Here is a 25817-nt window from a genome sequence, read left to right as displayed (position 1 = left end):
ACACGGTGCCAGGACGGGGCGTACCGTGCGACCATCGTGGGGTCGGCGGCACCGGTCGGCACCCCCGGCCGCAGGTCGGCCCGGGGTGACCGGGCCGGCTCAGGTCGACCATCGCCGGCACGGTACGGGTCGCGGGGAATCTCCCGGGGTACTCGTACGTTGTGTAACCAACGGCCGGCTTCGGCATTCCCATCGACGTAAGGACCCAATGACCTCCTCTTCTTCCCCTTCCCAGGACACCAGGCGCCTCGCGCAGGACTACCCCGACGGTCTTCGGGCCGATGCCCTGATGGAAGAGGACGTCGCCTGGAGCCACGAGATCGACGGAGAGCGGGACGGCGACCAGTTCGACCGCTCCGAGCGCGCGGCCCTGCGCCGCGTCGTGGGCCTCTCCACCGAGCTCGAGGACGTCACCGAGGTCGAGTACCGACAGCTCCGCCTGGAGCGGGTCGTGCTGGTCGGGGTGTGGACCTCGGGCACCGTGCAGGACGCGGACAACTCCCTCGCGGAGCTGGCCGCCCTCGCCGAGACCGCGGGCGCACTCGTCCTCGACGGCGTCATCCAGCGCCGTGACAAGCCCGACGCGGCCACCTACATCGGCTCGGGCAAGGCCCTGGAGCTGCGCGACATCGTCGTCGAGACCGGCGCCGACACCGTCATCTGCGACGGTGAGCTCAGCCCCGGCCAGCTGATCCAGCTGGAGGACGTGGTCAAGGTCAAGGTCATCGACCGGACCGCCCTGATCCTGGACATCTTCGCCCAGCACGCCAAGTCCCGCGAGGGCAAGGCGCAGGTCTCGCTCGCGCAGATGCAGTACATGCTGCCGAGGCTGCGCGGCTGGGGTCAGTCGCTGTCCCGCCAGATGGGCGGCGGCAAGGGGGGCGGTCTCGCCACCCGTGGTCCCGGTGAGACCAAGATCGAGACGGACCGGCGGCGGATCCGCGAGAAGATGGCGAAGATGCGCCGGGAGATCGCGGAGATGAAGACCGGCCGCGAGATCAAGCGCCAGGAGCGCCGTCGCAACAAGGTGCCGTCCGTCGCCATCGCGGGCTACACCAACGCGGGCAAGTCCTCCCTGCTCAACCGCCTCACGGGCGCCGGCGTCCTGGTCGAGAACGCCCTGTTCGCGACCCTGGACCCGACCGTCCGCCGCGCGGAGACGCCGAGCGGCCGCCTCTACACCCTGGCGGACACCGTCGGCTTCGTCCGCCATCTGCCCCACCACTTGGTCGAGGCGTTCCGCTCCACCATGGAGGAGGTCGGCGACGCCGACCTGATCCTGCACGTGGTCGACGGCGCGCACCCGGTACCGGAGGAGCAGCTGGCCGCCGTGCGCGAGGTGATCAGGGACGTCGGCGCCACCGACGTACCCGAGATCGTCGTGATCAACAAGGCCGACGCGGCCGACCCGCTGGTCCTCCAGCGCCTGCTGCGCAACGAGAAGCGCTCCCTCGCGGTCTCGGCCCGCACGGGCCAGGGCATCCAGGAACTCCTCGCCCTCATCGACAACGAGCTGCCCCGCCCGGCGGTCGAGATCGAGGCCCTGGTCCCCTACACCCACGGCAAGCTGGTGGCCCGCGCCCACGACGAGGGCGAGGTCCTCTCGGAGGAGCACACCGCCGAGGGCACCCTCCTCAAGGTCCGTGTCCACGAGGAGCTGGCGGCGGACCTGGCACCGTACGTCCCGGCTCCGGCTGCCTGACGGTTCGTAGGCGAAAGGCCCGCTCCCTTTCCGGGGGGCGGGCCTTTCGGCGCTCCTTCAGAGGCGCGGGGAACTGCGTGAGCAACCCAAGACGGCCGTCAGCCGCCCACTGAGAGACACCCCCGCGACGAGAGGGCGGGCATCACTCACCGGTCGGCAAACTCCTTGCTGACCCCCTCATAAACCCCCTTGGCCACCTCACCGAACCGTGGCCCCGCCAGCCACCCGGAACTCACCGGCCCGATCGACGTGTTGGACACCAGCGCCGGCTTGCCGTCGGTGCCCGTCTCCACCCAGCCGCCACCCGACGCCCCGCCGGTCATCGTGCACCCGATCCGGTACATCGTCGGCGCCGACGCGTCCACCGACAGCCGCCCGGGCTTGTCGGCGCACCGGTACAGCAGCGACCCGTCGTACGGCTTCGCCGCCGGATACCCCACGGCGGTGATGCTCGACACCTTCGGCACCGCCGGCGCGTCGAAGTTCACCGGCAACGCGGAACCGACCGTCTCCTCAAGGGACTTGCCGCCGTTCCCCTGCTCCGGTGTCACATGGATCACCGCGTAGTCGTACGACGCCCCGTCGCCGCCCGTCTCGCCGCCCTGGTCGATCCACTGCTGCGAGGTCTGCGCCCCGTCGCCCCACCAGACCCCGTACGGGGCGACCTCCGAACGGGTCGCCGCCGCCAGCGCCGACCCGGTCAGCCCCTTGTCGTTGTACGACGGCACGAACGCGATGTTGCGGTACCAGCCGCCGTTCTTGCCGGCGTGCACACAGTGCCCCGCCGTCCACACCAGGTTGGACTTGCCCGGATGCGCCGAGTCCTCGACGACCGTCGCCGAACAGACCATGGTGCCCTCGGGGGAGTCGAAGAAGACCTTCCCGGCGGTGGCCGCGCTCGCGTGGTAGGCCGGTCGCACCGCCTGCGCCTGGACCGGCTCCGGCGTGGGGTCGGTCACCCCCTGGTCACCCGAGAGGTCGTTGGCGTCGACTCCCCTGTCCTTGGCGGGGTCATTGGCGTCCCGCATCCGGTCCGGGTCCCACAGGCCCTTGATGATGGGGTTGACGAAGTCGTTGGCCTCGCGCAGCCAGTCGTCCCTGTCCCAGTTCTTCCAGGCCCCGTGCTTCCACTTGTCGATGTCGATCCCGTGCTCTTTGAGCTTGTCCCTGATGTCGTCCGGGATCTTGATCTTGCCGTCACCGGTGTCGGCCGTGGCGGACGCGGACGCCGGGCCACCGGCGTTGTCGTCGCCGGAGCCGCTGCAGGCGGTGGCGGTCAGCGCCAGCGCCGAGGCGAGGGCGACGGCCGCCAGCGCCCGGGGCGCGCCCCCTCCACCTCGACGGGCCAACCACGTCCGGATGGATCGCATGGTGGTGACTCCCCCTGTTGGTAAGGAACTTCAGCGCCACACACTATGCGCTCGCTGTGCGGCGCTTCCGATGGCCGGGCAACGGTTCTGCTACGAGCCCCACCGGCGAGGCAACCCCGGTTCTCGGGTGGGAGCGACGCGGCGCGGGCGACCTGTGTCGTGCGTGCGGCAGGAGTGGTCCGGGTGCGCATCGGGGCCGGAGGGAGCGTTCCTGTCCGGGGGCCGGGGGCCGGGGGCCGGGGGCCGGGGGCCGGGGGCCGGGGGTCGGGGCCAGGGGCCAGGGGCCAGAGGACGGGGGACAGGGGCCGAAGGCCGGCCGGAGTGTCCATCGCAAGGTCACTGCAAGGGCGAGGCAAGGTCGTGGCAAGGATCTTGAGACGACCCGTAACCCGGCGGCCGGTTGAGGGTTGGTAGCGGTGGGGGTCCGGCTGCCTGTGCCCGGTGCCCGCCGATCAAGTCGCCTCTGGACAGCGGGGAGGACAGCGAGCCGTGGCCGTGACGGAGCCGGTGACCGGGGAGACGTTCGGGGGAGCGCGCGCGGCGCAGGAGGGGATCCTGAGGCGCCAGTCGGCGCGTGAGTCGCGGGCACGTACCTACGCGCGCGCCCTGCCCATCGTGCCGGTGCGGGCTCGCGGCCTCACCATCGAGGGCGCCGACGGGCGCCGCTACCTGGACTGCCTCTCCGGCGCCGGCACCCTCGCCCTCGGCCACAACCACCCCGTGGTGCTGGAAGCGATCCGCAAGGTCCTCGACTCCGGTGCCCCGCTCTCCGTCCTCGACCTCGCGACCCCCGTCAAGGACGCCTTCACCACCGAGCTGTTCCGAACCCTGCCGCCCGGCCTCGCCGACCGCGCCCGCGTCCAGTTCTGCGGGCCCGCCGGTACCGACGCCGTCGAGGCGGCCTTCAAACTCGTCCGGGCCGCGACCGGCCGCACCGGCATCCTCGCCTTCGCCGGCGCCTACCACGGGATGACCACCGGCGCCCTGGCCGCCTCCGGTGGAGCCGGCGACGTCCGCGTGGCCCGGCTGCCCTACCCCCAGGACTACCGCTGCCCGTTCGGCGTCGGCGGCCGCCGCGGCGCCGAACTCGGCGCCCGCTGGACCGAGACCGTCCTCGACGACCCCAAGTCCGGGGTCCCCCTCCCCGCCGGGATGATCCTCGAACCCGTGCAGGGCGAGGGCGGGGTGATCCCGGCGCCGGACGACTGGCTCCGCCGGATGCGCCGGCTCACCGCCGACCGCTCCGTCCCGCTGATCGCCGACGAGATCCAGACCGGGGTGGGCAGGACCGGTGCCTTCTGGGCCGTCGAGCACAGCGGCGTCACCCCCGACGTGATGGTCCTGTCCAAGGCCATCGGCGGCAGCCTCCCCCTCGCCGTCGTCGTCTACCGCGACGACCTCGACGTCTGGGAGCCCGGCGCCCACGCCGGCACCTTCCGCGGCAACCAACTCGCCATGGCCGCCGGCACCGCCACCCTCGCCCACGTCCGCGAGAACGCCCTCGCCGAACGAGCAGGCCTGCTCGGCGCCCGGATGCTCGCCCGACTGCGACGGCTCCAGGACGACTTCGCGTGCGTGGGAGACGTGCGGGGGCGGGGGCTGATGATCGGGGTGGAGCTGGTGGACCCGGAGGGCGAGGAGCCCACGGGGAAGACGGGGGCCCACGCGGGGGAGACGGGAGCGCACGGGGGCCGCGATGCGGTCGCGGCGGCGCGGAGCGGCGTGGAGAACAGCTTGGAGAGCGGTGCGGTGACCGGTGCGGAGACCGGATGGGACGGCGCGGCCCGGCCCGGGCCGCGCCCAGCCGCTCCCGAACTGGCCTCGGCCGTGCAGCGCGCCTGCCTGGAACGCGGCCTGATCGTCGAACTCGGGGGCCGCCACGCCGGTGTCGTACGGCTGCTGCCGCCACTGACCATCACCGACGAGCAGGCGGACGCCGTGCTGGACCGCCTCGCCGACGCGGTGACAGCCGTGGCCCGCGACCCGGCCGCCCACGGCCACGTTCCCAGGCGCCGACGTCCCGAGGGCCGCAGTGCGCCGGACGACTGACCGGCGCACTGGGAAGGCCCAGGCTGACCGGCGCACCAAGACGGCCCAGGCCGGCCGGTGCACCAAGAGGGCCCGGGCCGGCCGGTGCACCAAGAGGGCCCGGGCCGGCCGGTGCACCCGACACGGACCCGCCGACCGAACCGTCCGGAGGGAGTCCGTCGCCGGGATCGCCCGTGCCGCCGGAGCGGCCAGGACCACCGTGGCCGTCCGGATCGCTGGGACCGTCCGGACGACTCGGACTCGCCGGGTGGCCCGGACCCGCCGGATGGCCCGGACCCGCCGTACGGCTCGGACCCGCCGTACGGCTCGGACCCGCCGTACGGCTCGGAGCGTCCGGGCCCTGCGGAGCGTCCGGGCCCCGGGGATGATCCGGAACGCCCGGAGCATCCGCACCGGACCTGCCCGCCGCCGCCCCGCCGACAGCAGCCCGACCGGTCGGCACACCCCGGAGGAACCTTCCGGCCGACCGCGCCGGAGCGAACCGACCACCTCACGAAGCGAACCACCCCACATCATCCACACCCCTCTCATCAGGACACTTCGCACTCGACTCACCACCCCGCCAGTCCGGTTCACCGCACGATGCCGAGCACCGCACCGCCCGAGCCCCGAGCCCCGAGGAACCCTCCTTGAACGCCACCCCCGCGCCCGACGACAACGGAGACCAAGGCCCCCAGGGACGCCCCGTTCCGCTCGCCGAGTCGGTCCCCCCGCAACGAGGCCGCACCTCCCAGCCGGAGCGCCCGCGCGACGACACGGCAGACCTCCTCGGAGACCTCCTCGAGCACCCCGACCCGTACGTCGCCGCCCAGGCCGTCGCCGTGGAGAACCTGCTCCGCTGCTGGGTACGCGAGACCGACCTGCCCGCGCCCGACACGGGCACCCTCCGCATCCCGCTCCCCGCCAGCGGCACCGCCCTGCTCACCCCGGTCCGCCACTGGTCCCCGACCGGCTGGCACCGCTTCGGGCCACCCCGCCTGGCCGGCGCCCCCGACACCGCCCCACCGTCGACGCGGTCACCCTCGCCGCCCTGCTCACCCGCGAGACGACCACGGGACGACGCGGCACGACCGACCGAGCCGGAACCAGCACCGGTCATGCCGAAGACAGCAGCGGCCACACCGTCGCCTGGGCCACCCCCGATGACGGCGACCTCGTGGCACGGGTCGCCGACTCCGTGCGCCGTACCGTCACCTTCATCGCGGACCGCCGCGCCCGCCCCGCCGACTGCCCCGACCGCTTCCTCGCGGCCGAGCAGGCGCTCCTCCTCGGGCACCCGCTGCACCCGACCCCGAAGAGCCGCGAGGGCCTGACGGAGTCCGAGGCCCGGCTCTACTCACCGGAGTTGCGCGGCTCCTTCCCCCTGCACTGGATCGCGGTCGCCTCCTCCCTGCTCGTCACCGACTCCGCCTGGACCGAGCGAGGCCGTCCCGTCCCCGCACCGCACCTCATGGAACGCCTGGCCGGAACCGCCCTGCCCCTGCCCCACGGCTGCGCCGCCGCCCTGCCCCTGCACCCCTGGCAGGCCCGCGAGATCGGGCACCGCGAGGAGACCGCCGCCCTCCTCGACGCAGGGCTCCTTCGCGACCTGGGCCCGCTCGGCGCCCCCTGGCATCCCACCTCCTCCGTACGAACCGTCCACCGCACGGGTGCTCCCGCCATGTTCAAGCTGTCGCTCGGCCTGCGGATCACCAACTCCCGCCGGGAGAACCTCCGCAAGGAACTCCACCGGGGCGTCGAGGTGCACCGCCTGCTGCGCACCGGCCTCGCCAAGCAGTGGCAGGCCGCCCATCCCGGCTTCGACATCGTGCGCGACCCGGCCTGGCTGGGCGTCGACGGCCTGGACGGCCGGCCCGTTCCCGGACTCGACGTGATGATCCGGCACAACCCGTTCACCCCGGCCGACGACGTGTCCTGCGTCGCCGGGCTGGTCACGCCCCGGCCCCTCGACATCCCGGCGGCGAGCGGCAGGCCCCGCCCCTGCCGCTCCCGGCTGGCCCAGGTGGTCTCCCGACTCGCCGAACGCACCGGCCGGCCCGTGGGTGCCGTCAGTGCCGAGTGGTTCCTGCGCTACCTGGAACAGGTCGTCCGCCCGGTGCTCTGGCTCGACGGGGAGGCCGGCATCGCCCTGGAGGCGCACCAGCAGAACACCCTCCTCGTGCTGGACGCCGACGGCTGGCCGGCCGGCGGGCGCTACCGCGACAACCAGGGCTACTACTTCCGTGAGTCCCGACGCGCCGACCTCGACAGCAGGCTGCCCGGTATCGGCGAGCACAGCGACACCTTCGTCTCCGACGAGGTCACCGACGAGCGCTTCGCCTACTACCTCGGGATCAACAACGTGCTTGGCCTGATCGGCGCGTTCGGCTCCCAGCGGCTCGCCGACGAGCGGCTGCTGCTCGCGGCGTTCCGCCGGTTCCTCACCGACGCGGCCACCGGACCCGCGCGGCTGCGCAGCCCCCTGCCCGGCCGCCTGCTCGACTCACCCGTCCTGCGCTGCAAGGCCAACCTGCTGACCCGGCTGCACGGCCTCGACGAACTCGTGGGCCCGGTCGACGTCCAGTCCGTCTACGTCACCATCGCCAACCCCCTCCACTCCGCACCCCCGCCTTCCTGACCCAGCCGATTCCTGACCCAGCCGACACCGACACCGGTGTTACCGACTCCCATCCGCCGCCCTTCAATGACCGCCTTTCATCCAGCAACCGAGGAACATGACCCACCTCGTCTCCTGAGAGGAGCGCACCATGCCTCCCACCGACGCGAGCGCCGACACAGGTGCCGTCCCGGTCCACCCCGGCCGTTCCGGACCCGCCGAGGACAGCAGGGACTGCGAGGACACCCTCGACCTCCGCCTGTCCGACGAATTCCTCGCCCTCGTCGCCGGGACGACACCCGACTCACCCGGCTCGTCCAGTCAGCCGGGCCCGCTCGACGTACGCGACCTGCTTGACCAGGTCGGCACCTGGGGTCCCATCAAGACCCCGGTCGGCCTCTTCCACCTGTTGCCGGTTCACGTCGAACGCGACCTGCCGATCATCAGCGGCTGGATGAACGACCCGGGCGTGGCCGCGTTCTGGCAGCTGGCCGGCTCACGGGCGCAGACGGAGGATCATCTGCGGGCCCAGCTCGCGGGGGACGGACGCAGCGTGCCGTGCCTGGGCATGCTCGACGGCACCCCGATGAGCTATTGGGAGATCTACCGGGCGGACCTGGACCCGCTCGCCCGCCACTATCCGGCCCGCCCGCACGACACCGGAGTCCATCTCCTCGTCGGCGAGGTCGCCGACCGAGGACGGGGACTGGGGTCCGCCCTGCTCAGAGCCGTGGCCGATCTCGTACTCGACCATCGCCCCGCCTGTGCGCGTGTCGTCGCCGAACCCGACCTCCATAACACCCCCTCCGTGGCCGCGTTCCTCAAGGCGGGCTTCCGCTACGCGTCCGAGGTCGACCTGCCTGCCAAACGCGCCGCTCTCATGATCCGGGACCGGTCCCTACGTCATCTGATGTAGCGCTGAGTGATTGTGTGTACACATGTAGTACGAAGCGGCGACCGATCGAGTTCCCGGCCGTCCGAAAGATTTCCGAGCACTTCGACATCCGGCAAGCCCCACCCTCTTGCCCAGAGCCCGTTGCCCGTTGGCCCTTGGGCCCTTGGTCCGCCGTCCAGGGACCCGGGCCTGATCCCACCCCCTGTCCCCGCCTTGATCGCCCGGTTGTCAGTGCCGGGCCGTAGGGTGGTCGCGCTATGACGAAGCCCTCACTCCCCGAACTCCTGCATGCCGCTGTCACAGCTGTCGGCGGTACGGAGCGCCCCGGCCAGGTGACCATGGCCGAATCGGTCGCCGAAGCGATCGACGACGGATCCCATCTGCTGGTCCAGGCCGGCACCGGCACCGGAAAGTCGCTCGGCTACCTGGTGCCCGCGCTCGCCCACGGAGAGCGGGTGGTCGTCGCGACGGCGACCCTCGCCCTGCAGAGGCAGCTCGTGGAGCGGGATCTGCCGCGCACCGTCGACGCCCTGCACCCGCTGCTGCGCCGGCGCCCGGAGTTCGCCATGCTCAAGGGCAGGTCGAACTATGTGTGCCTGCACCGGCTGCACGAGGGCATGCCGCAGGACGAGGAGGAGGGCCTCTTCGACCAGTTCGAGGCGGCCGCGCCCACCAGCAAGCTCGGTCAGGACCTGCTGCGCCTGCGCGACTGGGCCGACGAGACGGAGAACGGCGACCGCGACGACCTCACACCGGGTGTCTCGGACAAGGCCTGGGCGCAGGTCTCGGTCTCCTCCCGGGAGTGCCTCGGCGCGTCCAAGTGCGCCTACGGCGCCGAGTGTTTCGCCGAGATGGCCCGTGAGCGCGCGAAGCTCGCCGAGGTGGTCGTGACCAATCACGCCCTGCTCGCGATCGACGCCATCGAGGGCGCCCCGGTGCTCCCGCAGCACGAGGTGCTGATCGTGGACGAGGCACACGAACTGGTCTCCCGTGTCACCGGCGTCGCCACCGGTGAACTCACCCCGGGCCAGGTCAACCGCGCGGTCCGGCGCGCCGCCAAGCTGGTCGACGAGAAGGCCGCCGACCAGCTCCAGACCGCCGCCGAGGGCTTCGAGCGGCTGATGGAGCTGGCGCTGCCGGGCCGCCTGGAGGAGATTCCGGAGGATCTCGGTTACGCCCTGGCGGCGCTCCGGGACGCCGCCCGCACCGTGATCTCCGCGCTCGGTACCACTCGCGACAAGTCGGTCCAGGACGAGGACGCGGTTCGCAAGCAGGCGCTGGCCTCCGTGGAGGGCGTGCACGACGTGGCCGAGCGGATCGTGAACGGCTCCGAGTGGGATGTCGTCTGGTACGAACGCCACGACCGCTTCGGCGCCTCCCTCCGGGTCGCCCCGATGTCGGTGTCCGGCCTGCTCAGGGAGAAGCTCTTCGCGGACCGTTCGGTCGTCCTCACCTCGGCGACCCTCAAGCTCGGCGGCGACTTCAACGGTGTCGGCGCGTCCCTGGGCCTTGCTCCGGAGGGCACCGAGGGCGAGGACCTTCCGCAGTGGAAGGGCGTCGACGTCGGCTCGCCCTTCGACTATCCGAAACAGGGCATCCTCTACGTCGCCAAGCATCTGTCCCGCCCCGCGCGGGACGGCGATCGCGCCGACATGCTCGACGAACTGACCGAGCTGATCCAGGCCGCCGGCGGCCGCACCCTCGGCCTCTTCTCCTCGATGCGCGCTGCCCAGCAGGCCGCCGAGGAGCTGCGCGTCCGGATTCCCGACTTCCCGGTGCTCCTCCAAGGCGAGGAGACCCTCGGCGAACTGATCAAGAACTTCGCCGCGGATCCCAGGACCTGCCTCTTCGGCACGCTGTCGCTCTGGCAGGGCGTCGATGTCCCCGGCCCCAGCTGTCAGCTGGTCGTCATGGACAAGATCCCGTTCCCCCGCCCGGACGACCCGCTGATGAGCGCGCGGCAGAAGGCCGTCGAGGACGCCGGCGGCAACGGCTTCATGGCGGTCGCCGCCACGCACGCCGCGCTCCTGATGGCCCAGGGCGCCGGGCGGCTCGTACGTGCGTCGGGGGACCGCGGTGTGGTCGCCGTGCTCGACCAGCGGCTGGCCACGGCGCGGTACGGCGGGTACCTCAAGTCCTCGCTGCCCGACTTCTGGTACACCACGGACCGTAACCAGGTCCGCAGGTCGCTGGCGGCGATCGACGCGGCAGCACGGCAGGCGGAGGCGGAGTGATCGCGGGTTAGCCTGACCGGCGCCGGTCAGGCTAACCCGCGATGGCACGCGGGCGGTCGCCGGGGTCCGGGCAGTGCAGGGCCCCGGAACCGGCGCAGGGGTCCCGGGGCCCGGTCGGAGGGCGGGCGGGATGACCGCCCGCCGCGGGCGTCACACGCGCCGCAGGACCGCGACGACCTTGCCCAGGATGGTCGCGTCGTCGCCGGGGATCGGCTCGTAGGCGGCGTTGTGGGGGAGGAGCCAGACGTGGCCGTCCTCGCGCTTGAAGCGCTTCACGGTGGCCTCGCCGTCGAGCATGGCCGCGACGATGTCGCCGTTCTCGGCCACCGGCTGGCGGCGGACGGTGACCCAGTCGCCGTCGCAGATCGCGGCCTCGATCATGGAGTCACCGACGACCTTGAGCACGAACAGCTCGCCGTCGCCGACCAGCTGCCGGGGGAGGGGGAAGACGTCCTCGACCGACTCCTCGGCGAGGATCGGCCCGCCGGCGGCGATCCGGCCGACCAGCGGGACGTACGACGCGGCGGGCTTGCCGGCGGTGTCCGTGGGCTGCACGGTCACGGCCTGGTCGGAGCCGCGTACCTCGTACGCACGCGGGCGGTGCGGGTCGCGGCGCAGAAAGCCCTTGCGCTCCAGTGCCATCAGTTGGTGCGCCACGGAGGACGTGCTGGACAGGCCGACGGCCTGGCCGATCTCCCGCATCGACGGCGGGTAGCCCCTCCGCTGTACCGAGTCCCGGATCACCTCGATCACCCGGCGCTGCCGGTCCGTGAGGCCCGAGCTGTCCGCCCGGATGCCTGGAGGTCGGCCCGGCAGGGACCGCTTGTGTCCCTCGGGATTCACGGCTTCGTTCACCGCATGCACCGGGTCGAGTCGGCCCTGGGAGCGGTCCTGGGCGGTGATGGTGGCACTGTCTGCGGTCGTGGTCACGTCGGCCCCTCTCGATGGTCTCCCTGCTGGACAACGGTAGTTGCTTTCGAAAGGTTGCGCCAAACACACGTTCGAGTGAAAAAACGTGGTTCACCGTACGTGATCGCATGTCTGGGTGTATGGCTCACGCGACACCCGGCAGTCAAAAGGGCCCATTGTTGTACTCTTCACCGCCGAGGGACGGCCTCGTGGGTGTGCGTGCCCAGTCTGCCATCCGGACCGCCGCCGACCGGGATGACCGTCCCTATCTGCGCCGGAGTCGCACGTGACCTCCGTGCGGCGCCCACCGTATCTCCGTATCCGCCGTAGCGGTACGTGTGCGACACGCGCAACCTGGTGATGTGTCTGCCCATCACCACATCTAGTGGTTGGATTGCTACGGCTGCCCACAAGTTGTGGTCCCCCGGGGCTCCGGTCCCTCTGGGATCGCCTATGCTGGGGGCTGCTTCGGGGGCTCATGTGGCCCAGCGAGGCCATTGAGTCTGCTGTGAGGAGGGTTGGAGATCATGCACTGCCCCTTCTGCAGGCACCCCGACAGCCGCGTGGTCGACAGTCGTACGACCGACGACGGCACGTCGATCCGCAGGCGCCGCCAGTGTCCGGACTGCTCCCGTCGTTTCACGACCGTGGAGACGTGCTCGCTCATGGTGGTCAAGCGGTCCGGGGTCACCGAGCCGTTCAGTCGTACCAAGGTCATCAACGGCGTGCGCAAGGCATGCCAGGGACGGCCTGTCACCGAGGACGCACTCGCCCAGCTCGGCCAGCGGGTCGAGGAAGCGGTGCGGGCCACCGGGAGCGCCGAGCTGACCACCCACGACGTGGGGCTGGCCATACTCGGCCCGTTGCAGGAGCTCGATCTGGTCGCCTACCTGCGATTCGCCTCCGTCTACCGGGCGTTTGACTCGCTCGAGGACTTCGAGGCCGCGATCGCGGAGCTCAGGCGGGCGGCCCAGGACCCCGTCGCGGACGAGGAAGACGCGGGAGCGGGGGGCCGGGGGGACGATCACGGGCGGGGCGGAGGCGTGCAGGTGCCCGCACCCGTTCACGTCGCCGGCTGAAGGGCGGACAGGAACCGGGCGGAGGGCCCGGATCCGGTTGTCGGACGGCGATCCAGGACTTGTCGCGGGTGGCGGCTGAGGGCACTCGCGACGCGCAAACAGAACAGTGTGTCACGGGAACATCGTGGCATTTCAGGGCGTTTTAGCCCGTACAGGGAGGCGGCATGACAGAGACGGCGAGCGGTCCGGCACGGAGTTCCCGCGCGAAGGGCACCAAGGCCACCAAGGGACTGCGTATCGAGCGCATCCACACCACCCCCGGCGTGCACCCGTACGACGAGGTGAGCTGGGAGCGCCGTGACGTCGTCATGACCAACTGGCGCGACGGCTCGGTCAACTTCGAGCAGCGTGGCGTCGAGTTCCCCGACTTCTGGTCGGTGAACGCGGTCAACATCGTCACCAGCAAGTACTTCCGGGGTGCCGTCGGCACCCCGCAGCGCGAGACCGGCCTCAGGCAGCTGATCGACCGCATCGTGAAGACGTACCGGAAGGCCGGTGAGGACCACAGGTACTTCGCCTCGCCCGCCGACGCCGAGATCTTCGAGCACGAGCTGGCGTACGCCCTCCTGCACCAGATCTTCAGCTTCAACAGCCCCGTGTGGTTCAACGTGGGCACCCCGCAGCCCCAGCAGGTCTCCGCCTGCTTCATCCTGTCCGTCGACGACTCCATGGAGTCGATCCTCGACTGGTACAAGGAAGAGGGGATGATCTTCAAGGGCGGCTCCGGTGCCGGCCTGAACCTGTCCCGCATCCGCTCCTCCAAGGAGCTGCTCTCCTCCGGCGGCAACGCCTCAGGACCGGTCTCCTTCATGCGCGGCGCCGACGCCTCGGCGGGCACCATCAAGTCCGGCGGTGCCACCCGCCGCGCCGCCAAGATGGTCATCCTCGACGTCGACCACCCTGACATCGAGGACTTCATCGAGACCAAGGTCAAGGAGGAGGAGAAGATCCGCGCCCTGCGTGACGCGGGCTTCGACATGGACCTGGGCGGCGACGACATCACCTCCGTCCAGTACCAGAACGCCAACAACTCGGTCCGCGTGAACGACGAGTTCATGAAGGCGGTCGAGCAGGGCGGGCAGTTCGGTCTGCGCGCCCGGATGACCGGCGAGGTCATCGAGGAGGTCCAGGCCAAGAGCCTGTTCCGCAAGATGGCCGAGGCCGCCTGGGCCTGCGCCGACCCGGGCATCCAGTACGACGACACGATCAACCACTGGCACACCTGCCCGGAGTCCGGCCGGATCAACGGCTCGAACCCCTGCAGCGAGTACATGCACCTGGACAACACGTCCTGCAACCTCGCCTCGCTGAACCTGATGAAGTTCCTGAAGGACGACGGCAAGGGCACCCAGTCCTTCGACGTCGAGCGCTTCGCGAAGGTCGTCGAGCTCGTCATCACCGCGATGGACATCTCCATCTGCTTCGCGGACTTCCCGACCCAGAAGATCGGCGAGAACACCCGCGCCTTCCGCCAGCTCGGCATCGGCTACGCCAACCTCGGCGCCCTGCTGATGGCGACCGGCCACGCCTACGACTCCGACGGCGGCCGCGCGCTGGCCGGTGCCATCACCTCCCTGATGACCGGCACCGCCTACAAGCGCTCCGCCGAACTCGCCGCGGTCGTCGGCCCGTACGACGGCTACGCCCGCAACGCCGACGCCCACAACCGCGTCATGCAGCAGCACGCCGACGCCAACACCGTCGCCGTCCGCGTGGACGACCTGGACACCCCGGTCTGGGCCGCCGCCACGGAGGCCTGGCAGGACGTCGTGCGTCTCGGTGAGAGGAACGGTTTCCGCAACTCCCAGGCGTCCGTCCTCGCCCCGACCGGCACCATCGGTCTGGCCATGTCCTGCGACACCACCGGCGTCGAGCCCGACCTCGCCCTGGTGAAGTTCAAGAAGCTGGTCGGCGGCGGCTCGATGCAGATCGTCAACGGCACGGTCCCGCAGGCCCTGCGCCGTCTGGGCTACCAGGAGGAGCAGATCGAGGCGATCGTCGCCCACATCGCCGAGAACGGCAACGTGATCGACGCTCCCGGCCTCAAGCACGAGCACTACGAGGTCTTCGACTGCGCCATGGGCGAGCGCGCCATCTCCCCGATGGGCCACGTCCGCATGATGGCCGCGATCCAGCCGTGGATCTCCGGCGCCATCTCCAAGACGGTCAACATGCCGGAGTCGGCGACGGTCGAGGAGGTCGAGGAGATCTACTTCGAGGCCTGGAAGCTCGGCGTCAAGGCGCTCGCGATCTACCGCGACAACTGCAAGGTCGGCCAGCCGCTCTCCGCCAAGACCAAGGAGAAGGAGAAGGAGGAGGTCGCTGCGAAGACCGAGGCGACCATCCGCGAGACGGTCGAGAAGGTCATCGAGTACCGTCCGGTCCGCAAGCGCCTCCCGAAGGGTCGTCCCGGCATCACCACGTCCTTCACCGTCGGCGGTGCCGAGGGCTACATGACGGCCAACTCCTACCCGGACGACGGCCTGGGCGAGGTCTTCCTGAAGATGTCCAAGCAGGGCTCGACCCTCGCGGGCATGATGGACGCCTTCTCCATCGCGGTCTCCGTCGGCCTCCAGTACGGCGTGCCGTTGGAGACGTACGTCTCGAAGTTCACCAACATGCGCTTCGAGCCGGCCGGCATGACGGACGACCCGGACGTGCGGATGGCGCAGTCGATCGTCGACTACATCTTCCGTCGCCTGGCGCTGGACTTCCTGCCGTTCGAGACGCGCTCCGCGCTCGGCATCCACTCCGCCGAGGAGCGCCAGCGGCACCTGGAGACCGGTTCGTACGAGCCGTCCATCGACGATGACGACGTCGACGTCGAGGGCCTGGCCCAGTCGGCGCCGCGCGCCCAGGAGCTGAAGGCCGTCGCCGCCCCGAAGATCGAGGTGGCCAAGCCCGCCCCGAGGCAGGCGCACACCAGTGCCGAACTGGTGGAGATGCAGCTGGGCATCCAGGCCGACGCCCCGCTCTGCTTCTCCTGCGGTACGAAGATGCAGCGGGCCGGTTCCTGCTACATCTGCGAGGGCTGCGGCTCGACCAGCGGCTGCAGCTGACGATTCGCGGTGATGTGAAGTAAGGGGCGCCGGCCATGGCCGGCGCCCCTTACTGTTCGTCTGTCACCGGCGGCGGGCCGGCCGCCGTCAAGGGCGGCCGAGTCCGCCCATCTCCCGGCTGAAGACCACCGGGTCGTCCTCGAACCCGTGCAGCCCCGGCCGGAAGCTCCAGTCGCCGGCCCCGTCGCGCACGAACTCCGCGACGGTGGCCGCCGTCGCCCCGAGGACCGAACCGAAGTCGTCCTCGGCCAGCACGTTGTAGCCCTCACGGACACGGACGGCCGGGTTCAGGACGTTGACGAACGTCCGGTGCGTGACCCGCTGCTGGATGACCACTCCGACGACCACACGCGCGTACCGGCTGTCGAGCCGCTCCAGTTCGAGCGTCATCACCTCGTCCCAGCCGAAGCCCTTGCCGTCCTGACTGTCCCGGTTGAGGAAAATCGTGCCGTCGGGCGAACGGCTGTCGAAGTGCACCAGATAGGCCGGAGCTCCGTACGGGTCGGCCGTCGTGAACGTCCCGGCGACGACGTCGAGATCGGTGGGCGGCTGCCCGGAAGGGCTGGGATCCCACTTCACCGCGACCTCGACCTTGCGGAGCGCCTTGCTGAAACCGCTCACCATGCGTCCCCTTCCCCCTAGAGGTCACTACCCCAACTGATGGTTTGCCAAGGCTCTTTGTCCATCGTGCCACGTGCGCGGGGGCGCATGCGCGGGTGATCTCAGCCGGAGCGTGACCGACGCCACGCCCTGTGGCCTTACGATGGCGCGGTGCTGGTCAAGTGGATTCGCTGCACCGTGGTTGACCGCCGGGGCTTCGAGCGGGGGCAGCGGAAATGGGCGGGGCTTCCGGGGGAGCCGGGATTTCGGGGACAGGGCGGGGGCTGGAGTCGGCAGCGACCGGGAGTCGCGCACATCTTCGCCTTCTGGGAGAGCCGTGCCTTCTACGACTCCTTCATGGCGCGCTCGCACGACCGCCTGGCCGCGTCCCAGTCCGGCACGTACAAGGATCAGCAGGTCAAGCTGTTCGAGTACCGGTTCGACGTGAAGACCGGTTTCGAGCCCCGCTTCACCGACAGCGACCTGGTCCGGGTGGCTCTCTGCCGGGTGCACGAGGAGCGTGTCGAGCACTTCACGCTGATGCAGGAGAAGGTCTGGAACCCGGCGATGGCCGGCTCGCCCGGCATGATCCGCGGCATGTTCGCGGAGGCGCCGGAGCACGAGTTCCTGATCCTTTCGATGTGGCGGTCGGCGGCCGAGCACGGCAAGTACCGCACCGAACGGGTGGAGCGGCTGGCGCTGCGGGCCCAGACGGAGGCCGACATCGCCGGCCTCACGGGCGACATCGTGGAGCTCGAGCCGAGCTGGATCGTTTGATTATCCAACCCTCGATTTGTGTGACCTGCGCCGTATGAGGCCCCTCCGAGTGCTCGATTTTTCGTCACTCGATCTAGGGTTTTGGCATGGCACGACCACGGCGCATCGTCCTCGTCCGGCACGGCGAGTCAACCGGCAATGTCGACGACTCCGTGTACGAGCGGCAACCCGACCACGCGCTGGCCCTGACCGAGCGGGGCTGGCGGCAGGCCGAAGAGACCGGAAAGCGCGTCCGGGAGATCTTCGGCCAGGAGCGCGTCAGCGTGTACGTCTCCCCGTACCGCCGTACGCACGAGACCCTCCGCGCCTTCCACCTCGACCCGGACCACATACGCGTACGCGAGGAGCCCAGGCTGCGAGAGCAGGACTGGGGAAACTGGCAGGACCGCGACGACGTAAGGCTGCAGAAGACGTACCGGGACGCGTACGGGCACTTCTTCTTCCGCTTCCCCCAGGGTGAGTCGGGGGCCGACGTGTACGACCGCGTCGGCGGCTTCCTGGAGAGCCTGTTCCGCAGCTTCGAGGCGCCGGACCACCCGCCGAACGTGCTCCTGGTGACCCATGGCCTGGCGATGCGGCTGTTCTGCATGCGCTGGTTCCACTGGACGGTCGCGGAGTTCGAGTCGCTCTCCAATCCCGGGAACGCCGAGATGCGGATGCTCGTTCTCGGAGACGACGGCAAGTACACGCTCAACCAGCCGTTCGACCGCTGGCGGGACCCCGAGCCCTACTGGATGAGCGGCTAGGCTGACCGCGATGACCTCCTCCTCTGAATCCCCGATCCCGGGGCGCCTGGAGCGCGCCCTGGCCAGCCTGCGCGGACTCGCGGTCGGCGACGCGCTGGGCTCGCAGTTCTTCGTGCCCGTGAACTACCCGCTGCTGAAGCGCCGGGAGCTGCCCACGGCTCCCTGGCAGTGGACCGACGACACCGAGATGGCATGTTCCGTCGTCGCCGTCCTGGTCACCCACGATCGCGTCGACCAGGACGCGCTGGCCCGCTCCTTCGCCGTGCATCACGACTTCGACCGGGGCTACGGCCCCGCCGTCAACCGCCTGCTGCGCCTCGTCCGGGAGGGTGGCGACTGGCGCGAGCTGGCCGCCGGGCTCTTCGACGGGCGCGGATCGTGGGGCAACGGCGCGGCGATGCGGATCGCCCCCCTGGGCGCCTGGTACGCGGACGATCCGGAGCAGGCCACGCACCAGGCCGAGATCTCCGCCTACCCCACCCACCAGCACCGGGAGGCCGTGGCCGGCGCCATGGCCGTGGCGGCCGCAGCGGCGCTGGCAGCCGCGCCCGGCGGCCCGCCGAGCCCCGAGGCACTCCTCGACGGGGTCGTCGCCCTGGTCCCCAAGAGCGCCGTCGGCCAGGGCCTGCGGCGCGCCCGCGACATGCTCGACTACGCCGACGCGGGCACCGTCGCGGCTGTCCTGGGCTGCGGACGTCGTACGAGCGCCCATGACACCGTCCCCTTCGCCCTCTGGTCGGCGGCTCGTGCCCTCGGCGACTACGAGACGGCGTTCTGGGCGACCGCCCAGGCGGGCGGCGACGTGGACACCACCTGCGCCATCGTGGGCGGCGTGCTCGCGGGCGGCAGGGCGGGAGCGCCGCCGACCGCTTGGGCGGAGCGGACGGAGGCGCTGCCGGAGTGGATGCCGACGGAGGCGGGGACCGGCGTCGGCGGGTGACCGGCTGAGGTCGGGTGCAGACCGTGCGCGGACCCTGGTCCGTACCGTGTGCGGACAGTGACGGTGACGACGCGGTTCGGCGACTCTTCGGAGTCTGCTCGTGCGGAGACTCGTCGGACCGCGCCGCCGCGCCAGCGCAGCGCCTCGTCGCTCCGAGGCCGCGTCCGGCCCCGGCATCTGCGGGGTCGGCGCCGAATACCGCGGTCCGCGTAGGAAACTCTCCGTACCCGATGGGAACTCTGCGTGACCGTCGGGCGTTTTCCCGACAGCCGCCACAGGCGAATGTGCCGGGAGGCGGACGGGAGGCCTATGCGCGGGGAGGTGTGGGTGGTGTGGGTCGGACCGGCCCTTCTGATGGTCTGCGCCATGCTGATGATCGCGGCGCCGACGGCCGCAATGCGGGCCGTGGTGCGTACTGCCGTGATGCGTACGGCCGTGACGAAGACGAATACGGCCGTGGCGAATACGGCCGTGGCGCGGACCGGCGTGATGCGGGTGGCCGGACCTCGGTCTCCGCCGTCTGGTCCCCGGTGGAGGCCCGGCCGTCCGCGGTTCCGTGCGGACCCGGTGAGTTCAGCCCAACCCCGGGCCCGCTGTGCCGGCGAGCGCTTCGAGGTCGCTCTTGCGGACCTTGATCACCAGCCAGGCGGTGAGGAGCCCGAGCCCGGCCATGACGGCCGCGGGGATGAACGCGGTCGAGATGCCGTGCGCGAGCACTTCGTTCCCCCACTGCGCCGGCAGCTGATGGGTCTTGGCGAACTCGGCCTTCTGCTCGGGCGAACCCCCGGCGAGGGACTTCGGCAGCTGCTTCTTCGCCTCGTCCTTGCTCGCCGAGCCGAACACCGTGGTCAGGATGGACAGCCCCAGCGAACCGCCCACCTGCTGCATGGCGTTGAGCAGCCCGGAAGCCGCTCCGGCCTCGTGCTGGGCGACACCGGAGACCGCGGTGACGGTCGCCGTCACGAATTTCAGCCCCATGCCGAAGACCAGCGTGGGCCCGAGGATTCCGCCGAGATAGGAGCTGTCCGGCGTGATGAAGGTCTGCCAGGTGAGTCCGACGACCACGAGTGCCGAACCGGTCATCATGAACGGCTTCGGACCCAGGACGGGCAGGAACCGCTGCGAGAGTCCGGCGCCGACGGCGATGGCCGCCGTCACGCCGGCCCGCGCGCCGAGGAGCAGCAGGCCGCCGAAGGTGAGCGTGTAGGCGCTGACCACCCACGTGAGGTCCGTGGTGCTGAACTTGAGCGCCTCTTGAACGGGCGGGAGCGCGATGTTCACAGTCGTCGCGTCCGGTGACGTTCCGATGCGCGTTATCAGGTTCCGATTGACGTCGGCGGCGTGACGTCATGCGGCGACGATGACGGTCCTGGCCGGGGACGCCCAGCCCCGTGGCTCGGGGCGCCCCACGACGCCCGTGGGCCGACGAACCCGTGGCGGACGGGGCGTTCAGTCACGGGCGCCGTGAACGGGGACCGCGGGGCTTACACGGCCGGGGCACCACCCGCGCCGCTCAGGGCCGCCAGGTCGCTCTTGCGGACGCGTACGACGACAGCGGCGACGGCGAGTGCGAGGACCGCCATGGCGACGGCCGGGATGAAGGCCGTGGAGATGCCGTGTGCGAGGACTTCGTGGCTCCACGGGGCCGGCAGCTGGTGGGTCTTGGCGAACGCAGCCTTCTGCTCGGGTGAGGCCTGGGCCATGAACGACGCGACCTGCTTGGTCGCCTCGTCCCGGCTGGCCGAGCCGAAGACGGTGGTCAGGATGGACAGACCGAGTGAACCGCCCACCTGCTGGGTCGCATTGAGCAGGGCGGAGGCCGCGCCCGCCTCGTGTGGAGCGACGCCGGAGACGGCGGTCACGGTGACGGTGACGAAGTTGAGCCCCATGCCGAAGCCGAAGATCAGCATCGGGCCGAGCACTCCGCCGACGTACGAGCTACCTGAGTCGATCAGCGACTGCCAGGCCAGTCCGATGGCGACGAGAGTGGCGCCGGTGATCAGGAACGGCTTGGGACCGAACCTAGGCAGAAGCCGCTGTGATATCCCCGCGCCCAACGCGATGACGACGGTGACAGGCAGGAAGGCCAGGCCGGCACGGATGGGGGAGTAGCTCAGCACGTTCTGCACGAACAGCACGATGTAGAAGAACATGCCGAACATCGCTGCGGCGAGGCTGATCATGATCACGTACGTGCCTGAGCGGTTGCGGTTGGCGAACATCCGTAGCGGGGTGATCGGTTCCTTGGCGCGGGTCTCTACGAGCATGAAGGCGGCGAGGAGCACCACGGCCGCGCCGAACGCGCCGAGCGTGAGGGAGTCCCGCCAGCCGTCGGATGCCGCCCTGATGAACCCGTAGACCAGGGCGACCATACCGAGCGTCGAGGTGGCCGCTCCGGTGAGGTCGAAGCGCCCGGGGTGGCGCTCGGACTCGTTGATGTAGCGCGGTGCGAGCGCCGCGATGAGGATGCCGATGGGCACGTTGACGAAGAGCACCCAGCGCCAGTTGAGCCACTCGGTGAGCAGTCCGCCGGCCAAGAGGCCGAGGGCGCCGCCACCCGCGGAGACGGCCGCGAAGATGCCGAACGCCCTGTTGCGTTCCGGTCCTTCGGGGAACGTGGTGGTGATGAGCGCGAGCGAGGTGGGCGATGCGATCGCGCCGCCCATGCCCTGTAGGACACGCGCGGCCAGCAGCTGCCAGGGTTCCTGGGCGAGTCCGCCGAGGAGCGAGGCGAAGGTGAAGAGCAGGATGCCGGCGATGAAGACCCGGCGGCGGCCGAGGATGTCACCGGCGCGGCCGCCGAGCAGGAGAAGGCCGCCGAAGGTGAGGGTGTAGGCGCTGACCACCCAAGTCAGGTTGGTGGTTGAGAAGTTCAGGGCGGTCTGGATGTGCGGCAAGGCGATGTTAACGATGGTGGCATCAAGTACCACCATCAGCTGGCAGGCAGCGATGACCGTGAGCGCGATGCCGGGGCGCGACGAGCGTGAGGCCGGGTCCGGCGGAGCTGGCAAAGGTGACTGCGTCTGTATCTGATCATGCGTCACAGGAGGTCCCCCAGAGACGAAGTAGTGAACGTATGCGTTCACTAAATGCGACGATAGCGAGTCGACCTTTGTGAACACAAGCGTTCTCTAAGGGGGTTGACGCTGGAGGGAGGCTGAGGGTTGAGAGGAGAGGTGGGTTTGGGTGGCAGGGCTGCATGGCGCGGCGGCGGGGACCGCTGGCTCGCCGAGCGCGACGCGTGCGAGGGGTGGCGGCCGGAACGGGTGCGCTGCCTCACCCCGGCCAGCAGGACTTCAACCTCACCCGGCCGGCGGTGGCGACGACGGCACGTTGCGGTTGTGGGATCCCGAGACCGGTCGGGAACTGCGGACCTTGCACGCGGGCAGCCTGGTATTCGGCCTGTGCGCCGTGCCGCTGGGCGACCGTACGCTCCTGGCGAGTTGTGGCGGCGGTGAGAACGAGCTGCAGTTGAGGGATGCCACCACCGGTGAACAACTGCGAGCCCTGGAGGGCCACACCGGCCCCGTGTGGGGAGGCAGGTGTGTGGTGCCGCTGGGTGACCGGACCCACGATGCGCACGCGCCCGGCGAACACCCGCGGCAACGCTTCCTGGTGATGTCGAGCGGCCACTTCATAGGCGCCCGCGAGGCAGGGCGCATCCATCAACGGCCTCGCGGACAACCTTCCGCAGCAGCACCACGCCCACGTGACCGATCAGGTTCTCGCCGTCGGCCCGCACGGCAAGCCGCCGATCCCGTTCGGCAGCCTGCACCTGCCGGGTGCCTCTTCTCTGCGGCGACTTTGATCTGGACAGTCAAAGGCCACTGCACAGGACGACTCACACGGGAGTCGCGACGGGGCAGCCGGATGCGAGCGCCGACTAGCTCTGGTCGACGAGGAGGCGGGCGGCGGTCGCGGCCATCACCTCTCGCACGGTGACGCCCGGAGCGGTTTCCACCAGTCGCAGCCCTTCGGGGGCGACATCGATGACGGCCAGGTCGGTGATGACCCGGTCCACCACACGGCGCCCCGTGGCGGGAAGGCTCAACTCCTCGACGATCTTCGGACTGCCGTTTTTGGCGACGTGCTCCATCACGACCAGAAGCCTGCGGGCACCGTGGACCAGGTCCATGGCACCGCCCATACCCTTGACCATCTTGCCGGGGATCATCCAGTTGGCCAGATCGCCGTGGGCTGATACCTGCATGGCGCCGAGTATGGAGACGTCGATTCGGCCGGCCCGGATCATGCCGAAGGAGAGGGCCGAATCGAAGTAGGCGGTGCCGGCGACGGTGGTCACCGTCTCCTTCCCGGCGTTGATCAGATCCGGGTGCTCCTCGCCGTCGTAGGGGTAGGGGCCCACGCCCAGGATGCCGTTCTCGGAGTGCAGCACCACGTGCACCCCGTCCGGCAGGTGGTTGGGGATCAGAGTGGGAAGACCGATGCCGAGGTTGACGTACTGGCCGTCGCGTAGCTCCCGGGCGGCGCGGGCGGCGAGCTGGTCACGGTCGAGCGGCATGGTCAGTTCTCCTCGGAGTGGGTGCGCGAGACGGCTGGTTCAGCGCCGGTGCGCGCAGGGCGCACGGTGCGGCGCTCGATGCGCTTGTCCAGCGAGTCGTCGGCCCGGATCACGCGGTCCACGTACACGCCCGGCAGATGGACGGTGTCCGGCGGCAGTTCGCCGGCCTCCACGACGCGTTCGGCCTCCACGACGGTGACCCGTCCCGCCATCGCGCACAGCGGGTTGAAGTTGCGTGCCGCCGCGTGGAAGACGCAGTTGCCGTGCCGGTCGGCGACCGCGGCCCGCACCAGGGCGAAGTCGGCCGTGATGGCTTCCTCCAGCAGGTAGCGGCGACCGCCGAACTCCCTTGTCTCCTTGGGCGGGGAGGCCAGCGCGACCTTTCCGTCGGCGTTGTGGCGCCAGGGCAGACCGCCCTCCTCCACCTGGGTGCCCACTCCTGCCGGGGTGTAGAACGCGGGGATGCCGGTGCCGCCGGCCCGCAGCCGCTCGGCGAGGGTGCCCTGCGGTGTCAGCTCCACCTCCAGTTCGCCGGCCAGGTACTGGCGGGCGAACTCCTTGTTCTCACCCACGTAGGAAGAGGTCATCCGGGCGATCCGGCCGGACCGCAGCAGCAGTCCCAGCCCCCAGTCGTCCACCCCGCAGTTGTTGGACACCACCCGCAGGCCTGACGCGCTCGTCTCGGTCAGCGCGGCGATCAGCGTCGACGGTATGCCGCACAGGCCGAACCCGCCGACCGCGAGTGTCGCACCGTCAGGGATGTCCGCCACTGCCTGCGCGGCCGCGGCCATCACTTTGTCCATGCCGTTTCCTTCCCCACCGGGGTGTTGCGTTCGTCGACCCGGCCTCCTCACCACGTCGCGGCCAGGACCGGGTGTTGCTCACCTTTGCCTGGGCCGACCGTCACAGACCATGTGCGTCAGCGCCATGACCGGGCCTCAAAGAACGGTGATTGGCAACATGCCGCCGGTCGAACGGCACTCCTAGGGTTCCGGCAACCACGCACCGCACTCCCGTCGTCGCGTACGAGGCCGCTGTTCCGGACAAGTCCTGCGGAACCCGGCGACGGGCGGGCGACACACTCTCAGGAGCCGATCGCATGCGTTCCCGCCTCACGGACACCTTCAGAAGCAGATCTGTTCGCGCCCTCTCCCTGATCGCCCTCGGCGCCCTGGTCGCGGGCTGCTCCTCGGCCGGCACCGCCGGCACCGAGTCCGCCGACTCGGTCGGCAAGTCCGCCCCCGTGAAGGTGGGGCTGGTCTACTCCCGCAGCGGACTGCTGGCCGCCTACGGCAAGCAGTACGAGGAAGGCTTCAAGGCAGGCCTGGCCTACGCCACGCACGGCACGAACAAGGCCGGCGGCCACCCGATCCGGGTCACCGAACAGGACGACGCCGGTGACCCGGCGAAGGCGGTAGCGGAGGCCAAGACCCTCGTGGGCAAGGGCTGCAAGATCCTCGCCGGTACCACCGACTCGGGTGTGGCACTCCAGATGGCGCCGCTGGCCGCGCAGAACAAGATGCTCTACGTCAGCGGCCCCGCCGCCACCGACGCGGTCACCGGCATCAACGCCTACACCTTCCGCTCGGGCCGGCAGTCGTACCAGGACATCCTCGCCGCCGGGGCCCTGCTCGGTGACGCCAAAGACAAGAAGGTCACCGTGCTCGCCCAGAACTCCGCGTTCGGACAGGCCAACGTGGCCGCGGTGAAGGCCGTCCTGGGTGCGAAGGGCGCGCACGTCGGCTCCGTGCTGGCCCCGCCGAGCGCCACCGACCTCACGCCCTTCGCCCGCCAGACCAGGGCCGGTGAACCGGACCTGGTGTTCGTCGCCTGGGCCGGCGCCACCGCCCCCGCCTTGTGGACCGCGCTGAACCAGCAGGGCGTGCTGGACGCGAGCAAGGTCGTCACCGGACTCGCGGGAACCGCCTCGTATCCGATCTTCGGCCCGGCCGGCTCCAAGGTCGCCTTCCTTGCGCACTACTTCCCGGGCGCCGGCGGCGGCAACCCGGTGGAGAAGGCCATGCTCGACGGCATCACCAAGGCCGGCGGCACCCCCGACCTGTTCAGCCCGGACGGCTTCACGGCCGCCCAGATGATCGTGCACGCGATCGAGTCCGGCAGCGCCACCGACACCACGGCCATGGCCAGGGCGTTGGAGGGCTGGACCTTCGACGGGCCCAAGGGCAGGGAGCAGATCCGCGCGAAGGACCACGCCCTGCTGCAACCGATGTTCACGGCCCGGCTCAAGGGCAGCGGCAGCGCAGCCCGGCCCGAGCTGATCGACAGCATCCCGATGACAGCAGTCGCCCCACCGGCCGCGAGGACGGCGGGCTGAGACG

16 protein-coding genes and 2 pseudogenes are annotated in these 25817 nt (G+C 70.5%); 11 read left to right on the top strand and 7 right to left on the bottom strand.

Annotated features, from left to right (window positions below):
- Positions 1-208: 208 nt before the first annotated feature.
- Positions 209-1702, top strand: a complete 1494-nt coding sequence (hflX, locus tag BLW82_RS11560; protein WP_093498704.1) for a GTPase HflX — start codon at positions 209-211, stop codon at positions 1700-1702.
- A gap of 146 nt (positions 1703-1848) precedes the next feature.
- Here hflX and BLW82_RS11555 read toward each other — a convergent pair whose 3' ends face one another.
- Positions 1849-3072 (bottom strand): trypsin-like serine peptidase, encoded by a 1224-nt coding sequence (locus BLW82_RS11555; protein ID WP_177232918.1) that lies wholly within the window; start codon positions 3070-3072, stop codon positions 1849-1851.
- A gap of 489 nt (positions 3073-3561) precedes the next feature.
- Between BLW82_RS11555 and BLW82_RS11545 the strand changes: the two genes are divergently transcribed.
- The 4 genes and pseudogenes from BLW82_RS11545 (at position 3562) to BLW82_RS11530 (ending at position 10846) form a co-directional block, all read left to right on the top strand.
- Positions 3562-5121 (top strand): diaminobutyrate--2-oxoglutarate transaminase family protein, encoded by a 1560-nt coding sequence (locus BLW82_RS11545; RefSeq protein ID WP_093498703.1) that lies wholly within the window; start codon positions 3562-3564, stop codon positions 5119-5121.
- Positions 5122-5750: 629 nt separating this feature from the next.
- Positions 5751-7738, top strand: a pseudogene (locus BLW82_RS11540) (IucA/IucC family siderophore biosynthesis protein).
- Positions 7739-7868: 130 nt separating this feature from the next.
- Complete coding sequence (locus BLW82_RS11535) at positions 7869-8633, top strand: GNAT family N-acetyltransferase (protein WP_093498702.1); 765 nt, start codon at positions 7869-7871, stop codon at positions 8631-8633.
- A 236-nt stretch (positions 8634-8869) separates the two neighbouring features.
- Positions 8870-10846: an ATP-dependent DNA helicase gene (locus tag BLW82_RS11530; RefSeq protein ID WP_093498701.1), complete on the top strand. Its 1977-nt coding sequence runs from the start codon at positions 8870-8872 to the stop codon at positions 10844-10846.
- Positions 10847-10996: 150 nt separating this feature from the next.
- Here BLW82_RS11530 and lexA read toward each other — a convergent pair whose 3' ends face one another.
- Positions 10997-11776, bottom strand: coding sequence for a transcriptional repressor LexA (gene lexA / locus BLW82_RS11525; RefSeq protein WP_093498700.1), 780 nt, complete (start codon positions 11774-11776; stop codon positions 10997-10999).
- A 506-nt stretch (positions 11777-12282) separates the two neighbouring features.
- On the opposite strand from lexA, the gene nrdR reads away from it, so the two are divergent.
- Positions 12283-12834 (top strand): transcriptional regulator NrdR, encoded by a 552-nt coding sequence (nrdR, locus tag BLW82_RS11520; RefSeq protein WP_093508002.1) that lies wholly within the window; start codon positions 12283-12285, stop codon positions 12832-12834.
- A 164-nt stretch (positions 12835-12998) separates the two neighbouring features.
- Positions 12999-15893, top strand: a complete 2895-nt coding sequence (locus tag BLW82_RS11515) for a vitamin B12-dependent ribonucleotide reductase (protein WP_093498699.1) — start codon at positions 12999-13001, stop codon at positions 15891-15893.
- Positions 15894-15980: 87 nt separating this feature from the next.
- Here BLW82_RS11515 and BLW82_RS11510 read toward each other — a convergent pair whose 3' ends face one another.
- Entirely contained in the window at positions 15981-16517 is a 537-nt protein-coding gene (locus BLW82_RS11510) for a TerD family protein (protein ID WP_371131330.1), read from the bottom strand.
- Positions 16518-16664: 147 nt separating this feature from the next.
- Here BLW82_RS11510 and BLW82_RS11505 point away from each other — a divergent pair, with 147 nt between their 5' ends.
- The 3 genes from BLW82_RS11505 (at position 16665) to BLW82_RS11495 (ending at position 18956) form a co-directional block, all read left to right on the top strand.
- A complete protein-coding gene (locus tag BLW82_RS11505) occupies positions 16665-17270 on the top strand; it encodes a YdbC family protein (protein WP_093498698.1) in 606 nt (201 codons plus the stop codon).
- Positions 17271-17356: 86 nt separating this feature from the next.
- Positions 17357-18016, top strand: coding sequence for a histidine phosphatase family protein (locus tag BLW82_RS11500; RefSeq protein WP_093498697.1), 660 nt, complete (start codon positions 17357-17359; stop codon positions 18014-18016).
- A gap of 10 nt (positions 18017-18026) precedes the next feature.
- The gene (locus BLW82_RS11495) at positions 18027-18956 is read left to right on the top strand and encodes an ADP-ribosylglycohydrolase family protein (RefSeq protein WP_093498696.1); all 930 of its coding nucleotides are present in this window, start codon (positions 18027-18029) and stop codon (positions 18954-18956) included.
- Positions 18957-19529: 573 nt separating this feature from the next.
- Here the strand turns inward: BLW82_RS11495 and BLW82_RS11490 are convergent.
- The 4 genes and pseudogenes from BLW82_RS11490 to BLW82_RS11470 form a co-directional block, all read right to left on the bottom strand.
- Positions 19530-20114 (bottom strand): annotated as a pseudogene (locus tag BLW82_RS11490) (MFS transporter); the annotation flags it as partial.
- Positions 20115-20440: 326 nt separating this feature from the next.
- Positions 20441-22000: an MFS transporter gene (locus BLW82_RS11485; protein ID WP_371131329.1), complete on the bottom strand. Its 1560-nt coding sequence runs from the start codon at positions 21998-22000 to the stop codon at positions 20441-20443.
- 839 nt (positions 22001-22839) lie between these two features.
- Entirely contained in the window at positions 22840-23478 is a 639-nt protein-coding gene (locus BLW82_RS11475) for a CoA transferase subunit B (RefSeq protein WP_093498694.1), read from the bottom strand.
- 2 nt (positions 23479-23480) lie between these two features.
- The gene (locus tag BLW82_RS11470; protein WP_093498693.1) at positions 23481-24281 is read right to left on the bottom strand and encodes a CoA transferase subunit A; all 801 of its coding nucleotides are present in this window, start codon (positions 24279-24281) and stop codon (positions 23481-23483) included.
- Between the two features lie 296 nt (positions 24282-24577).
- Between BLW82_RS11470 and BLW82_RS11465 the strand changes: the two genes are divergently transcribed.
- Positions 24578-25813, top strand: a complete 1236-nt coding sequence (locus BLW82_RS11465) for a substrate-binding domain-containing protein (RefSeq protein WP_093498692.1) — start codon at positions 24578-24580, stop codon at positions 25811-25813.
- The last annotated feature ends 4 nt before the right edge of the window (positions 25814-25817 follow it).

This window comes from Streptomyces sp. Ag109_O5-10 (assembly GCF_900105755.1).
Lineage (GTDB): Bacteria > Actinomycetota > Actinomycetes > Streptomycetales > Streptomycetaceae > Streptomyces.
The sequence above is the reverse complement of the archived record's forward strand: the minus strand, read 5'-3'. Positions and strand labels throughout refer to the sequence as shown.

Bases quoted from the DNA above. Each gene is read 5' to 3' on its own strand.
- hflX (WP_093498704.1), top strand. From the start codon at position 209: ATGACCTCCTCTTCTTCCCCTTCCCAGGACACCAGGCGCCTCGCGCAG.
- BLW82_RS11555 (WP_177232918.1), bottom strand. From the start codon at position 3,072: ATGCGATCCATCCGGACGTGGTTGGCCCGTCGAGGTGGAGGGGGCGCG.
- BLW82_RS11535 (WP_093498702.1), top strand. From the start codon at position 7,869: ATGCCTCCCACCGACGCGAGCGCCGACACAGGTGCCGTCCCGGTCCAC.
- BLW82_RS11530 (WP_093498701.1), top strand. From the start codon at position 8,870: ATGACGAAGCCCTCACTCCCCGAACTCCTGCATGCCGCTGTCACAGCT.
- nrdR (WP_093508002.1), top strand. From the start codon at position 12,283: ATGCACTGCCCCTTCTGCAGGCACCCCGACAGCCGCGTGGTCGACAGT.
- BLW82_RS11515 (WP_093498699.1), top strand. From the start codon at position 12,999: ATGACAGAGACGGCGAGCGGTCCGGCACGGAGTTCCCGCGCGAAGGGC.
- BLW82_RS11510 (WP_371131330.1), bottom strand. From the start codon at position 16,517: ATGGTGAGCGGTTTCAGCAAGGCGCTCCGCAAGGTCGAGGTCGCGGTG.
- BLW82_RS11500 (WP_093498697.1), top strand. From the start codon at position 17,357: ATGGCACGACCACGGCGCATCGTCCTCGTCCGGCACGGCGAGTCAACC.
- BLW82_RS11495 (WP_093498696.1), top strand. From the start codon at position 18,027: ATGACCTCCTCCTCTGAATCCCCGATCCCGGGGCGCCTGGAGCGCGCC.
- BLW82_RS11475 (WP_093498694.1), bottom strand. From the start codon at position 23,478: ATGCCGCTCGACCGTGACCAGCTCGCCGCCCGCGCCGCCCGGGAGCTA.
- BLW82_RS11470 (WP_093498693.1), bottom strand. From the start codon at position 24,281: ATGGACAAAGTGATGGCCGCGGCCGCGCAGGCAGTGGCGGACATCCCT.
- BLW82_RS11465 (WP_093498692.1), top strand. From the start codon at position 24,578: ATGCGTTCCCGCCTCACGGACACCTTCAGAAGCAGATCTGTTCGCGCC.